Here is a 13,413-nt window from a genome sequence, read left to right on the forward strand (position 1 = left end):
TCGGAGAAGACTGTTGAAGCCGGACGAAATCAGAAAGCTGGACGCCTATTTCAAGCGCACCTTCCAGAACCCTAAACTCGAAGTGAAGGCGCGGCCGCGCAAGGAAGATTCGGCCGAGGTCTATGTCGGCGACGAGTTCCTTGGCATCGTCTTCAAGGACGAGGACGACGGCGATTATAATTTCTCGATGGCGATCCTCGACATCGATCTGGCCTGAGCTGGGAGTTTAGCTGGCCGCTATGCCTCAAGCGCTGCGGCGGTACGGAACCTTGCAGGACGCCGGCGGGACAGCGCCCTCCTCTGGCCTGCCGGCCATCTCCCCCACGAGGGGGAGATTGGCAGCCTCGGCGCTGCACTCTTCCTGCAACATTGGAGATTGGCGAAAGCCAAGATGACGGCCGATCTCCCCCCTCGTGCGGGAGATGTCCGGTAGGACAGAGAGGGGCGCGAAGGATCGCTACGGAACGGCTCGTTTCGTTGCTTACCGCCCGGTCTTCAGCACACGCGCTGCTTCGGCAGAAATCGCCGCGTCGAGCCCCTGCCAGTCGCCCAGGAATTCCCGGGGGAAGCGGTAGGTAAGGCTGAGATTGTCGCCGACCAGGATGTCGCGTTCGCAGGGCGCCAGCGATTCGTCCGCGCTCGGGCCGCTCAGGCAGCGTGCGACGAACGGATCCTTTCCGGGGCGATCGGCGACTGCCAGCACTTCGTTGAGATAGCCTGATTTTTCGCTGAAGGCGTAAAGCGTGGTGCCGCCAGGGCCGGGCGTACCCGGCTTGGCGATCAGCGCGCTGTAGATCGGCGCGAAGCGGCCGCTCATGTCACGCGACATCATCTGCGGCTCGAACGACAGGAAGACGATGTCCTTGCTGGGTCCGGTGTGGTTGAAGTCGTTGCGGGCACCCTCGCTGTAGCCGTCCATCTCGGGATAGCGCAGATAGAGGTCGAGCCGCGAGGCGATGCCGTCGCGCCGGGCCTGGGCAAAGCGGATGACATTGGCCGGCACGGCGATGACGTTGTTGCCGATGACGACCTTGTGGGCCGTGGTGTCGTCGGTGTACCCGGCCATGGCGATCGAGCGGCCGAACCATTTGCCGCCAAGGCTGATCGCCACCGAAAGCAGCGCCAGCGTCGCGAACGCATAAAACACTCGCTTCATCAGCGTCGAATCGACGACGCTGAGTTGCGGGCCCTCTGTGGCGGCTGCCTGCTTCATCGCGACCCTCGTTTACCGTCCATCGGGTGTGCCTGAGCGGCACATCTCGGCCCGGCACGGCGCTTGCTTCGCAGCTTTTGCGGGCGACTGTGCGATTTCATGGTAAACGGAGGGTAAAGATGGGCCCCGTCGAACAAATCATATTCAGTTTTATGGCTGGGCTGACGGCTTGCGGCCTGGCCGGATCGGCGATGGAGCTGATCGCCGGCCGTAGGCTTGCCTTCGTCCAACCCTATGTATCGTCGAAGCACATGCTGCGCTCACTCGCCGCGACGGCTTGCGCCGGGCCGCTGATGTTCGCCAACGAGGCGCTGGACGCCTGGCGCGAGCGTCGCATCTCGGTGCTGGGGCTGATCTCCTACGGCTGTACGGCGACCATCTGGGCGCTGGCGCTGGGCATGGTGGTGATCGCCATTGCGTCCTGGGCGGCTTCGCTTCTAGGGTCTGGCAGCTTGTCGGTGTGAGACGATCTGGAGACAGCAATGCCGATCTACGCGATTGACGGAAAAGCGCCCGCCTTCGAGGACGCCGACAGCAACTGGATCGCGCCCGATGCCACCCTGATCGGCAATATCAGGATTGGCCGCAATGCCGGCTTCTGGTTCGGCGTCGTCGTCCGCGGCGACGACGAGCCGATCGTCATCGGCGCCGACACAAACGTGCAGGAGCACACAATCATGCACACCGACGCCGGCTTTCCGCTGACCGTCGGCCAAGGCTGCACGATCGGCCATCGCGCCTTGTTGCATGGCTGCACCATCGGCGACAACAGCCTGATCGGCATGGGCGCCATCGTGCTGAACGGCGCGAAAATCGGCAACAACTCGCAGGTCGGCGCCGGCGCGCTGGTCACCGAAGGCAAGGAATTCCCCAACAATTCGCTGATCGTCGGCTCACCCGCGCGCGTCGTCAGGATGCTCGACGAGGCCGCAGTCGCCAGGCTGCGCGCCTCGGCCGCGCATTATGTGGCAAACGGCAGGCGGTTTAGGGCTGGGTTGAGGAAGGCATAGCCGACCCGGAAATGGCGGAGCCGGGCCTTAAGATATCGAAGCATAACCCCTTCCAAGTCAAACCGGCTGGGCGGTCGGCCGGAACAAGATCTCGTTGATATCGACGTCGTCGGGCTCGTTGATCGCGAAGGCGACCGTTCGGGCAAACGTATCTGGCCCCACGGCGATCTTGCTCACGAAGTCCCTGGTCCCCTGCTGGATATCCTTCTCGCTGATATGCTCGAGCAACTCTGTGCTGACAGCGCCCGGCGAGATCACCGTGGTGCGGATATTGTAGGGTTTCACCTCTTTCCGCAGACCCTCGGATATCGCACGCACCGCGAACTTGGTGGCGCAATAGACCGCCGCACCCGGGTCGACCACATGGCCGTATACGGATGAGACATTGATAATGTGCCCCGATCGCTGCTCCTTCATGTACGGAAGCGCGGCCGCGATGCCGTAAAGGACGCCCTTGATGTTGACGTCGATCATCCGGTCCCATTCGTCGACCTTGAGCCGTTCGAGCGGGGCCAACGGCATGAGGCCCGCATTGTTGAGCATCACGTCGATGCGGCCGAATTCCCGGACCGCCGTGTTCACCAGGTTCTGGACCTGGCCGGCGTCGGTGACGTCCGTAGTAACGGCCTTGGCTTTGTGCCCAGCGGCGGTCAGTTCCTGGACAAGGGCGTCGATGCGGTGTGACCGGCGTGCACCCAGGACCACGGAAGCGCCTCGTGCGGCATGATGGCGTGCCGTCGCTTCACCGAGGCCACTGCTGGCACCGGTGATGACGACGACCTTGTTCTCGATTCCTTCGGACATGAGATTCTCCTAGACAAGAATTGAAAGAGTTCAGGTGCGGGGCCGGCCGAGGCGGCGAGCAAGGCCGAGCCCGTGAGCAGGACGGCGGCGAGAAGGAAGGCGCTCCACCAGCCGGCCACGTCGAACAGCAGGCCTCCTGCAATAGCGCCGCCTGCGATCGCGAACTGGATCAGGGCGACCTGGAGTCCGCCCCCGGCCTCCAGGTCTTCAGGGATGAGCGTGCTCATCCAGGTGTTCCACGCCACCGGGATCGGGGTAGCGAACAGTCCCCAAAGAACCAGCAGGCCGGCCGTGGCGCGTGCAAACGGTCCAAAGGCAATCAGCAGTAGAGCGAAGACCGCGAGTGCACTCGGCAGCCCGATCAGCACGGCTGTGAGGTGCCGCCGGAGTATGAAGCCGACAATCGACAGTCCCGCCACGCCACCGAGGCCGACGCCCAATAGAGCCAGTGAGAGGGTGTTGACCTCAAGGCCCGTCACGTTTTCCAGAACCGGCCGCAGATAGATCGAGAGCGCGTTCTGCCCGATGAAAGCGAGCCCGGTCGCGCCCATGCCGATGGCGAATCTGCGATTCCGCAGCAGGCCGAACATGCTCGACACCGAGGCGATCTCTATCGGCGGCATCTTCGGGAGAACGGCCAACTGCCACACGAGCGCCGCAAGGCCGATGGGGACAGTGACGAAAAAGGTTCCCCGCCATCCGATCAGCGATCCGAGGAAGCTGCCGACGGGCGCGGCGATCACCAATGCGAAGGCAGTGCCACCCTGGAGCAAGGCAATGGCCTTAGGCAGGTCGGGTCCCGCGGCCAGGCGGGCCAGAATGGCCGTCGACAGTGACCAGAAACCGCCGATCGCGATGCCGACCAGCGCCCGCCCGGCCAGGAAGACCAGGAAGTTGGGAGCAAGCGCCACCGCCAGGCTCAATGCGGCCAGCACTGCCGTATAGACCAGAACCACCGTCCGTCGATCGACGTTTCGCAACAGCGAGTTGCCGAAGAGGCTGGTAACCACGGCGAAGAATCCGGATACCGCGATTGCCTGGCCTGCCTGACCCTCGGAGACGGCCAGATCCTGAGCGATCGGGGTGAGCAGGCTCACCGGCAGGAACTCCAGTCCGACCAGAAGGAAGGTCAGAAGCGACAGGCAGACCACCGCAGACCATGGGGTCGTCCCGCTGTCAGCAGCAGTGGCCTCGTCCAGCACGAAATCGATGGTCATAAGGCAGTCTCCTGTCCGTTCCCGAGCTAAGTAGTCGGGCTGGCCAAATGCGACTAGCGGGTATAATTTTGATGTGGTTGTGAATGAGGCTCATCAATGCCACGCGACGAGTTCGCCGAAATGCGCGCGTTCCTGGAGATCACCCGGACGCGGAGCTTCACCCGAGCAGCCGCCAAGCTCGGGGTCACTCCTTCGGCCCTTAGCCACACGATCAAGTCGCTGGAGTCGCGGCTTGGCGTCCGTCTTCTGTCTCGCACCACGCGCGACGTGGCCCCGACGGCGGCCGGTCAACGCCTCAAGGAAGGCATCGAACCACATTTCGAAGGCATCGCGGCTGAGGTCAGCGCTCTCGGCGTCCTTCGCGACAGGCCGTCCGGCAACATTCGCCTGGTGTGCACCGACGATTCGGTCGACATTGTCTTCCGCGCCCGGCTGCCAAAGTTCCTGAGCGACTTCCCCGATATCAATGTCGAGCTGGTGGTCGACAACGCCTTCACCAACATCGTCGAGCGCCAGTTCGATGCCGGCGTGCGTCTGGGCGAGTCCATTGCCCGGGATATGGTAGCCGTGCGCATCGGAGCCGACGTGACCTACACTGTGGTCGGCTCACCCCATTACTTCGCCCACCGGACACCGCCGGAGACGCCGCAGGAACTGACCGACCATAACTGCATCAACTACCGGCTGCCGACGTCAGGATCGGTCTATGCCTGGGAATTGCGGGAAGGAGCGCGCGAGTTCAGTGCTCGGGTCGAGGGGCAACTGACGCTTAACAACATGGGGCCGGCGATCCAGGCCGCGCTTGACGGAGTGGGCTTGGCCTATCTACCGCGTGAACTCGTCCTTCCACACATTGAGAGTGGCCTTCTTCAGGAAGTCCTGACCAAATGGTGCCCGACGTTCCAGGGCTACCACCTGTACTATCCAAGCCGACGCCATCCCTCTCCGGCGTTTTCCGCCTTTGTCGACGCGTTCCGTATCAGGGGCAAGTAACAGCGTTTCGACGGCAAACGGCAGCTCGTATCCCACAAACGATCGTGAGACAGCTTGGATGACGAAGCGCAGTTGGAGGCAAAGCCGAGACAACTGTATCGAGATGTGTTCCACCCGGAAATGGTGGAGCCGGCCCGGGGACGGGGCCGGCTCCTTAAACCCGGTCGTTGGGGACGGGGAGGGTGGGGACTCGACCGGGTTTCTCCTAAAGCGCGAAGTCATGCGACGCACTTAACCTCTGTTTTATGCATGTCGTTATCCCAAAACCGCTACGCACTTTTGGGCGACATGCCTTGGCGTCCTCAGCGGACGCTGGCGACCGCGTCGGAGCGGCCGTCGTTGATCGTCACCCAGGCGCCGGAATTCCGCTCGGACTGGCGCTTCAAGTAGGTGTAGCCGGTATTGGTCCAGGACAGCACCTTGGGCTGGAGATTGTCGAGGATGAACTCGCCAAGGCTGGTGCGCACGGTCAGCACCGCATGGCCGTCGCCATTGCGCTGGCGCACCACCGTCATCAGCAGATCGCCGGCCGGCACGCCGATGCTCATCAGCTCGCGGCGCTTTTCCAGCGCATAGTCCTCGCAGTCGCCGAAGCCGCTATTGGGAAAGGACCAGACTTCCTCCTTGCCCCACATTTCCATGTCGGTGCGCGGCGCGACCCTGCTGTTGACCGAATTGTTGACCTTGACGATCGTTGCCCACAGCTTGCGGGTCAGCTCGACGGGTGCCCGGCCAGGCGTCCTCTGATTGCATTCCTGCGGAAGCTGCTGGCACAATTCGTAGTGTCCGACCGGCTGCGTGGTGCGGCCGCCGGTGTGCATGAAGGCCGGCTCCGCCGCGTTTACAGTCCCCCAACCGAAAAGCTGCATCGCTATTGCCGCCAGCAACAGCTTGCCCCTCATCCTGTTCATTATTCAGTCTCCCCGTTTGAGGAGACAATGACACGGCTGGATTTATTTGACGCAAAAGCGCGAAGTAGACATTAAGTAAAACGCCAATAGAATAAACATAAAATTTGACGCAATTGAATATAGAATTGTTTAAGGATTCCAGCCGGGCATGTTCCCATGCTTCGTCGCACCGTTCGAACAGCTAGGATAGCGGGACAGAGGGGGGCGCGAAGGATCGCCAGCCTCTCTTCCCGATAGTGCTAACGCTTCCGCGTCAGCCGCGCGATGAGCTGAATTCGGTATCGAGCGTTCCCGGCCGCTGGATGACGGCGAACTCGATGGCGACGCCATCTTCGAAATGCCGCACTATCTGGCCGCGCATGGTGCCCAGCGTCACCTGGACGCCGATGGCCGGCTTGACGTCGATCTCGATCGCCGCGCCCGACAGCGACAGGTCGATGATGCGGCACTGGTACTGGCGTCCGTCGGCAAGCTGCAGCACGCTCGTCGGGTTGCGCGGTGCGACGCGTTCATGGCGGCGGTCTTCCGGCAGGTCGAGCTCGTGCTTGTTGGCAAGCCAGGTCAGTTGCGCGGCGAGCTTGTCCCTCTTGCGGTCCGACGCGATGACGGTCATCGCAAAGCCATCCTGCAAAGTGCGGGTGATGACGCCTTCGATGCGGCCGATGTGATCGATATAGGCAATGACCTTTTCGCCCGCCAGGCCGGCGCGCTCGGTGCGCAGCGCGACGTTGCCGGGCGACATGTCGACCACCTGGCAGGGATGTTCGGTGCGGTCTTCCAGCATGAAGCGTCCGTAAATTTTCACGCGGACGCGCTGAAAGTTGCGCCTTTCAGCTTGGGACGGCGCATGGTCGACCGCCGCTGACCTCATCACTGCCATACCCCGTTCGGCATTCCGCGCATGGATGCGGAGAATTTCAGCGGAAAACTACAACAAAGCAGGTTAACAAAGGGGAAAGCCCGGCGCTGTTGCTTTAAGCTTTGGGCATCATTCCTCGCGTCCGCCGTCGAAGACGACCAGGTGACGGATGCGGCGGGCCTGGCCGAGCGCCGAAATCGTCTCGGGCGGGTCGAATTCCGATGGGGCGAGCGAGGGAACCTCGATCGCCGGACGGTTCCCCGGGAACATCGGCTCCTTGTCGGGATCGACGACACGGATCGAATCGATCAAGACGTCGAGAACCGGGTCGGCACCCAGCCAGAAGGGTTTTTCGACGGCGCTTATCACGCCGAGGCAGCGCGGGCTCTCGACACCGCCGTCGAGCGGCAGCGCGAGCAGCTCGAACCTGTTGGACCGGCCGTTGCGACTGAAACCCTCATAGGTGATGAGCATCACCGATTTCAGGTCGAAGACACCATCGGTCAGCTTCGAAATCAGCCGCTGGTCCTTTTCGCGCCACAGCGAAGGGAATGAAAACCCCTTGAGTTCGCGGCCATAGACCGCGCAGAGCCTGGTGCCGGCCAGCCGGAACACCGCTTCGCCGCGCGTGTCCTTTTCCAGGATAAACGTGTCGGCCAGCAGCGACTTGATGTCGGCGGGTTCGACTTCCGAGCGCTTCGGGGCAGGGCGTCCGTCACGCAACCGGTTCCAATAATGGAACAGCGTGATCGATCCGGTCTGGTTCATGCTAATGCTGCTCCGCGCATTCTGTCTTCTGATGTCCCATCGGTGAACAGAAGGGCGCCCTCCGAAGACCTACATGCGTTGCGGAGCAGGATGCGTGCCAGCATCGTTAATACTTGTTCACGGGTCGGGGCGGTTAAGGTTAACAACTGGTTTACGTTGCGCGCCGGCCAGGCCTGTGGCACACCAAAACCACTCCAGAAGCGGTCGTTTTGCGACGATCGGCAGCACTTCAGTCAAGAGTTCAGGGGGAGCAAGGGGGCTCGACCAGCCGTTCAAGGGAAACCTTGGACGGCTTCTTTTTTTGATTCGGGGCTGCTGATTCGCCGTTTGTGATTCGGTTGGCCGTGATCTACATGCTCGCCAAGTCCAATCCAGCGACTGAGTGCAAGCCATATGAGCGACCCAGAAAGCCCACCGGAGATCGAGCAGGGTCAGGGTGGGCCTGCCGCCCGCGAACCGGAGCAGCGCCGCGAACCGGTGTTCAACCTGCCGCCCGTAGTGCTGGCGGTGATCGGCATCTGCGTCGTCGTCTTTCTGATGCAGCAGTATGTGCTTAGCCAAGACCAGCAGCTGACACTATTGTACGACGGGGCCTTCATTCCTGTTCTCTACACTGGCCAATACGGCTTCGACTGGTTCCTGTTTTCTCGGCCCTTTACATATGCCTTCCTGCATGGCGGCTTTGCCCATCTTGCCATCAACATGGTGTGGCTTGCGGCCTTCGGCTCACCGCTGGCCAACCGCTTCGGCGCGCTGCGCTTCAGCCTGTTCTTCGCCGCGACCGGACTGGCGGCGGTGGCGCTGTTCTGGGCCATGCACCCGCTTGGCGAGGCGCCGCTGGTCGGCGCCTCCGGTGCGATTTCCGGCATGATGGGTGCGGCGGCGCGCTACGGCTTCCGCATCGACCGCTCGTCGGGCAAGGCCGCCTTCGCCGGCCAGCCTTTGCCGATGGCGGCGGTGCTGCGCTCGCGCGGCGTCGTCACCTTTCTCGCCATGTGGATGGTGATCAACCTCGCGACCGGCCTCTTCGGCCTGGCGCCTGGCATTGGCGGCCAGATCGCCTGGGAAGCCCATATTGGCGGCTTTCTTGCCGGCTTCTTCGGCCTGCGGTTTTTTGATCGGCGAGAGCAGGTGCCCCGGCAGGCGGACGAGCCGGAGACCTGAGACCGCCGCACTTGAAATGCAACCGTTCGCGGCGCACCATGTTCATCCCAGGGCAAGCCGGCCAGGGCAGGAGCCGGCAGGAAATGCAGAGGAGGACGCCATGACTGTTAAGGCAATTCTCGAGGCAAAAGGCCACGACGTGGTGACGCTCGGGCCGAACGAAAAGCTCAGCGAAGCCATCCGCATGCTTTCCGAACACAGGATCGGCGCGCTGGTCATCACCAACGGCGATCACAAGATCGTCGGCATTCTTTCCGAGCGCGATGTGGTGCGGGTTCTCGCCAAGGAGGGGGCGGCGGCGCTCGACCTTGCCGTCCGCTCGGCGATGACGCCCAAGGTGAAGATCTGCAATGAGAACCACACCGTCAACGAGGTTATGGAGATCATGACCAAGGGCCGCTTCCGCCATCTGCCGGTGGAAAAGAACGGGCTGCTCGACGGCATCGTGTCGATCGGCGACGTGGTCAAGCGGCGCATCGAGGATGTCGAGCGCGAGGCCGAGGAGATCAGGGCCTATATCGCCACGGCATAGGTGACGGCGGCCGGGTTGCCGGCAGGTCGATTTTTCAAGCTGCTATCGCAGTTCATCGCGGCAGGTGCGGGCCTGTGCCGCGTCGGCGGCCTGCGGCTTTGCGCTTGTCTCTTTTGGCGGTTTGCACTAGCGAAGTTGCACAGCAAAATATGCGTTCTCGCATATCCGCAATTTCAGTATGCAGGCCCTTATGAGCATTATCGACACCCGCACGCCCGACGCCAAGCGCCTGGTTCCCGGCGCCACCGGCGACTGGGAGATCATCATCGGCCTCGAGGTCCACGCGCAGGTGACCTCGCAGGCAAAGCTGTTTTCCGGCGCCTCGACCATTTTCGGCGCCGCGCCCAACGCCAATGTCAGCCTGGTCGACGCGGCGATGCCCGGCATGCTGCCGGTCATCAACGAGGAATGCGTCAAGCAGGCGATCCGCACCGGGCTGGGCCTGAAGGCCGAGATCAACCACAAATCGGTCTTCGACAGGAAAAACTATTTCTATCCCGACCTGCCGCAGGGCTACCAGATCTCGCAGTTCAAGCAGCCGATCGTCGGCGAGGGGAAGGTGATCGTCTCGGTCGGCCCGGACCGGCAGGGCGAATTCGAGGACATCGAGGTCGGCATCGAGCGCCTGCACCTGGAGCAGGACGCCGGCAAGTCGATGCACGACCAGCATGCGACGATGTCCTACGTCGATCTCAACCGCTCCGGCGTGGCGCTGATGGAGATCGTCTCCAAGCCGGATATGCGCTCCGCCGATGAAGCCAAGGCCTATGTCACCAAGCTGCGCACCATCGTGCGCTACCTCGGCACGTGCGACGGCAATATGGACGAAGGCTCGCTGCGCGCCGACGTCAACGTCTCGGTGCGCCGGCCCGGCGGCGAATTCGGCACGCGCTGCGAGATCAAGAACGTCAACTCCATCCGTTTCATCGGCCAGGCCATCGACTACGAGGCGCGCCGCCAGATCGCCATCCTGGAGGACGGCGGCAAGATCGACCAGGAAACGCGGCTGTTCGACCCCAACAAGGGCGAAACGCGCTCGATGCGTTCCAAGGAAGAAGCGCACGACTACCGCTATTTCCCCGATCCCGACCTTCTGCCGCTGGAATTCGACCAGGCCTATATCGACGAGTTGGCAAAGGACCTGCCGGAACTTCCCGACGCGAAAAAGGCGCGGCTGATCACCTCGCTCGGCCTGTCGACCTACGACGCCTCGATCCTGGTATGGGAAAAGGCGGTCGCCGACTATTTCGAGAAGGTGGCCGCTGGTCGCGATGGCAAGCTTGCCGCCAACTGGGTCATCAACGATTTGCTGGGTGCGTTGAACAGAGCCGGCAAGCGTATTGAAAATGCTCCGGTTTCGCCCGATCAGCTCGGCGCGGTCATCGATCTGATCAAGGAAGGCACCATCTCCGGCAAGATCGCCAAGGATCTGTTCGAGATCGTCTGGAACGAGGGCGGCGATCCGCGTCAGCTGGTCGAAAGCCGCGGCATGAAGCAGGTCACCGATACCGGCGCCATCGAAAAGGCGGTCGACGAGGTGATCGCGGCCAACCCGGACAAGGTCGAACAGGCGCGCGCCAAGCCGACCATGGCCGGCTGGTTCGTCGGCCAGGTGATGAAGGCGACCGGCGGCAAGGCCAACCCGCAGGCGGTCAACGAGCTGGTCAAGGCCAGGCTCGGGATCGAGTAGGATGTTCGTCCGCACCGCCGGCGAGCGCGATCTTGCGGCGGTGCGCGCATTGCTGGTCGAGACATGGCATGCCACCTATGATGCCATCTACGGCGGGCCGCGGGTCACCGAAATCACCGATGAATGGCATTCTATCGCCGCGCTCAAGGCACGGCTGACGCGGCCGAACTCGGAGTTCCTGGTCGCCGACGACGGCAAAAACATCGGCGGCATGGCTTTCGCCGCCGCTACCACGGATGCCAGGATCGTCATGCTGAACCAGCTTTACGTGCATCCGGCCTGGCAGAGGCAAGGCATCGGCCAGGCGCTGCTGGACGAGATCGAGGCCAGCTTTCCGGAGGCCCGGACGCTGCGTGTCGAGGTCGAGGAAGCAAGTGCTCCGGCTGTCGCCTTCTACCGCTCGAGGGGGTTCTTGCCCGCCGGCAACACGGCCGATTGCGGCGGCGCCTCGGGATTGCCGGCGCTGGTTTTGGAGAAGGCGATCGGCTAGCTCGTTTGCCTGGCGCTCAGTTGCGTTTCTCAGGCAGGTTGGAGCAGCCGGCAGCGAGAAACTCGCACGGCAGGCTGCCGCCGCCGCCCGACGTGTGCGGGGGCGTGGCGGCTTCGATTTTTTCCACCTCGTAATATTTCGAGGTGACACCCCATTTTTTGACGCCCTGGCACGTCGAGCGCACGCCAACCTCCGTCGCCTTTGCCGCAGTCTTGTAATAGGTGGTGATCCGGCAGGATTGGCTGACCGGCAGCGCGTTCGCCGGGCTCGTGACCGGCGGCAGGAAGTTCGGGAAGGCAAGCAGCGAGATTGCCGCAATGATCCTGACGGCGGGCATGGTGAGGGGAAGGTGCTGCATCGTTTGTCTCCATCGATGGCGCCGCTCGCTCGTGGCGCAGCGGCGCGTTTGTTCCGGCAAGATCAGGCCATGATGCCGGTGCTGCCGCATCTGCCGCGCGGGGGAAGGCGGTAGCGGTCTGAACCGCCGCCGTCATCCGCGAGCGGCCGCGTCAGGGCGTTTTCGGCTTGATGAGCGTCTCTATCGGAACGGCGACTTTTGGAGGCCGGACCGTACTGGTTCCACCATCGACGGCCAGCCCGCCGCTGTTGAGATAGCGTACCGTATAGTGCAGCTCATAGCCGGGAACTCTGATCCATGTAGGCTTGGGATTGAACTGGTCCGGCGGCCTCGAATACCACTTCGGGATCTGCATGATCTTGGAACCGGCACCGAATCCCGCAGTCTTGGCCGCTACTGCGAAGGCGCTGTCTCTGGGGTCGTTCGGCGGCTGGTCGACATTGCCGATGACGACCAGCGAATCGTATTTTCGCGCGTCCAGCCGTACTGCGGGAAGGTTCAGCGCAGCCACGTTGCCTTCGCGCATCGTCAGCGCCTTCTGACGGCCATCCTCATTCGCATAGACGTTGAGGTTTATGGCCTCGGATTCCGCATAGACGATATTGTTGTGGAAGTCGCGGGCTGGCACGCGTGTGAGGCTGTCGAAGGTCACTTCAACCGTCGGCTTGGCTATGGCGTCCGTCACCACCAGGTTGCGCCGCGGCACCGTCCAGAAGATGAGATCATCGCCGGTGGCCTGCGTGCCGGCATCGGAGCCGTCTATTGCCGAGCATTTCGAATTTGGAACCGGCGTCGTCACCGGCAGGGGTGCCGAAAACGAGCTGCGTACCTGAGCGTCGATGTAGTTGCCGACATTGAAAACGTCTTCGAGGATGTTGCCGCCCTCGAAGCTCGCCGGGCCGGGTTGCGAGCGGATGATGACCTGGCTGGAATCGGTCTGCCAGCCGCTGCAGAAGACGTTGACGTCTATGGGAATGCCGATGTGGCGGTCGGAGGTCACCGGGATCGAGACTTTGATGGTCAGGATGTAAGGAACTTTGACAAACCAGCTGTTCGGCTGGTTCAGCATCTGCGTCGCAAAGCGCGACGGTCGCCATTGCTTCAGCGATTCGATCGACGCGCGTGACGATCGTCCCTGGGCGGCCAGCTGTGCGTTGGTGGCGTCGACCTTGGCTTGCGCCAGGTTGCGGACGGTATTGGTGATCAGGAACACGCCGAGTTCGGCTTTGCAGGGCCTGTTCGATTGTGTGGCGTTGCATGGGGCAAGTGCCGCACTGGGAACCGGCGGCCCCGAAGGCGGCGGCTGGGCGGCCGCGGTGGCCGCCATCAGGCCGAAGAACAGCATCGTGCAGGTTTTCAACATGGTATCCTCGCTCTTTCGGTTGGAAACCACCCTCCGGCTAG

General features: G+C 62.6%; 15 protein-coding genes and 1 pseudogene. 8 read left to right on the top strand and 8 right to left on the bottom strand.

Annotation, left to right across the window (positions count from 1 at the left end; translation table 11 throughout):
* The first annotated feature begins 13 nt into the window (after positions 1 to 13).
* Positions 14 to 217, top strand: a complete 204-nt coding sequence (locus NKI47_RS23580) for a DUF3126 family protein (protein ID WP_023674799.1) — start codon at positions 14 to 16, stop codon at positions 215 to 217.
* A 264-nt stretch (positions 218 to 481) separates the two neighbouring features.
* On the opposite strand, the gene NKI47_RS23585 is transcribed toward NKI47_RS23580, so the two are convergent.
* Positions 482 to 1,213 carry a hypothetical protein gene (locus NKI47_RS23585; protein ID WP_023674801.1) on the bottom strand — a complete coding sequence of 244 codons (732 nt, stop codon included), beginning with the start codon at positions 1,211 to 1,213 and terminating at the stop codon, positions 482 to 484.
* A gap of 119 nt (positions 1,214 to 1,332) precedes the next feature.
* On the opposite strand from NKI47_RS23585, the gene NKI47_RS23590 reads away from it, so the two are divergent.
* On the top strand, positions 1,333 to 1,677 hold the full coding sequence (locus tag NKI47_RS23590; protein ID WP_023674802.1) for a DUF6949 family protein: 345 nt from the start codon (positions 1,333 to 1,335) through the stop codon (positions 1,675 to 1,677).
* 18 nt (positions 1,678 to 1,695) lie between these two features.
* Positions 1,696 to 2,223: a gamma carbonic anhydrase family protein gene (locus NKI47_RS23595; RefSeq protein WP_023674803.1), complete on the top strand. Its 528-nt coding sequence runs from the start codon at positions 1,696 to 1,698 to the stop codon at positions 2,221 to 2,223.
* A gap of 57 nt (positions 2,224 to 2,280) precedes the next feature.
* On the opposite strand, the gene NKI47_RS23600 is transcribed toward NKI47_RS23595, so the two are convergent.
* The gene (locus NKI47_RS23600; protein ID WP_023674804.1) at positions 2,281 to 3,027 is read right to left on the bottom strand and encodes an SDR family oxidoreductase; all 747 of its coding nucleotides are present in this window, start codon (positions 3,025 to 3,027) and stop codon (positions 2,281 to 2,283) included.
* A gap of 41 nt (positions 3,028 to 3,068) precedes the next feature.
* Positions 3,069 to 4,244 (bottom strand): annotated as a pseudogene (locus NKI47_RS23605) (MFS transporter); the annotation flags it as partial.
* Positions 4,245 to 4,340: 96 nt separating this feature from the next.
* Between NKI47_RS23605 and NKI47_RS23610 the strand changes: the two are divergent.
* Positions 4,341 to 5,237, top strand: coding sequence for a LysR family transcriptional regulator (locus NKI47_RS23610; protein WP_023674806.1), 897 nt, complete (start codon positions 4,341 to 4,343; stop codon positions 5,235 to 5,237).
* Positions 5,238 to 5,539: 302 nt separating this feature from the next.
* Here NKI47_RS23610 and NKI47_RS23615 read toward each other — a convergent pair whose 3' ends face one another.
* The 3 genes from NKI47_RS23615 to NKI47_RS23625 form a co-directional block, all read right to left on the bottom strand.
* A complete protein-coding gene (locus tag NKI47_RS23615; protein ID WP_198023528.1) occupies positions 5,540 to 6,139 on the bottom strand; it encodes a transglutaminase-like cysteine peptidase in 600 nt (199 codons plus the stop codon).
* A gap of 262 nt (positions 6,140 to 6,401) precedes the next feature.
* Positions 6,402 to 7,019: a PilZ domain-containing protein gene (locus NKI47_RS23620; RefSeq protein WP_352593820.1), complete on the bottom strand. Its 618-nt coding sequence runs from the start codon at positions 7,017 to 7,019 to the stop codon at positions 6,402 to 6,404.
* Between the two features lie 117 nt (positions 7,020 to 7,136).
* Positions 7,137 to 7,775, bottom strand: coding sequence for a PAS domain-containing protein (locus NKI47_RS23625; protein ID WP_352593821.1), 639 nt, complete (start codon positions 7,773 to 7,775; stop codon positions 7,137 to 7,139).
* Positions 7,776 to 8,168: 393 nt separating this feature from the next.
* On the opposite strand from NKI47_RS23625, the gene NKI47_RS23630 reads away from it, so the two are divergent.
* From NKI47_RS23630 to NKI47_RS23645, 4 genes are all read left to right on the top strand, one after another.
* Positions 8,169 to 8,939: a rhomboid family intramembrane serine protease gene (locus tag NKI47_RS23630; RefSeq protein ID WP_352593822.1), complete on the top strand. Its 771-nt coding sequence runs from the start codon at positions 8,169 to 8,171 to the stop codon at positions 8,937 to 8,939.
* Between the two features lie 100 nt (positions 8,940 to 9,039).
* Positions 9,040 to 9,471, top strand: coding sequence for a CBS domain-containing protein (locus NKI47_RS23635; RefSeq protein WP_023674810.1), 432 nt, complete (start codon positions 9,040 to 9,042; stop codon positions 9,469 to 9,471).
* Between the two features lie 190 nt (positions 9,472 to 9,661).
* Positions 9,662 to 11,161, top strand: a complete 1,500-nt coding sequence (gatB, locus tag NKI47_RS23640; RefSeq protein WP_352593823.1) for an Asp-tRNA(Asn)/Glu-tRNA(Gln) amidotransferase subunit GatB — start codon at positions 9,662 to 9,664, stop codon at positions 11,159 to 11,161.
* A gap of 1 nt (position 11,162) precedes the next feature.
* Entirely contained in the window at positions 11,163 to 11,651 is a 489-nt protein-coding gene (locus NKI47_RS23645; RefSeq protein ID WP_352593824.1) for a GNAT family N-acetyltransferase, read from the top strand.
* Between the two features lie 16 nt (positions 11,652 to 11,667).
* Here the strand turns inward: NKI47_RS23645 and NKI47_RS23650 are convergent, their stop codons facing one another.
* The gene (locus tag NKI47_RS23650; RefSeq protein ID WP_352501642.1) at positions 11,668 to 12,009 is read right to left on the bottom strand and encodes a hypothetical protein; all 342 of its coding nucleotides are present in this window, start codon (positions 12,007 to 12,009) and stop codon (positions 11,668 to 11,670) included.
* 151 nt (positions 12,010 to 12,160) lie between these two features.
* Entirely contained in the window at positions 12,161 to 13,372 is a 1,212-nt protein-coding gene (locus NKI47_RS23655; protein ID WP_352593825.1) for a hypothetical protein, read from the bottom strand.
* Between the last annotated feature and the right edge of the window lie 41 nt (positions 13,373 to 13,413).

The sequence above is a fragment of the Mesorhizobium sp. M0633 genome, from assembly GCF_040320645.1.
In the GTDB taxonomy this organism is placed as follows: Bacteria; Pseudomonadota; Alphaproteobacteria; order Rhizobiales; family Rhizobiaceae; genus Mesorhizobium.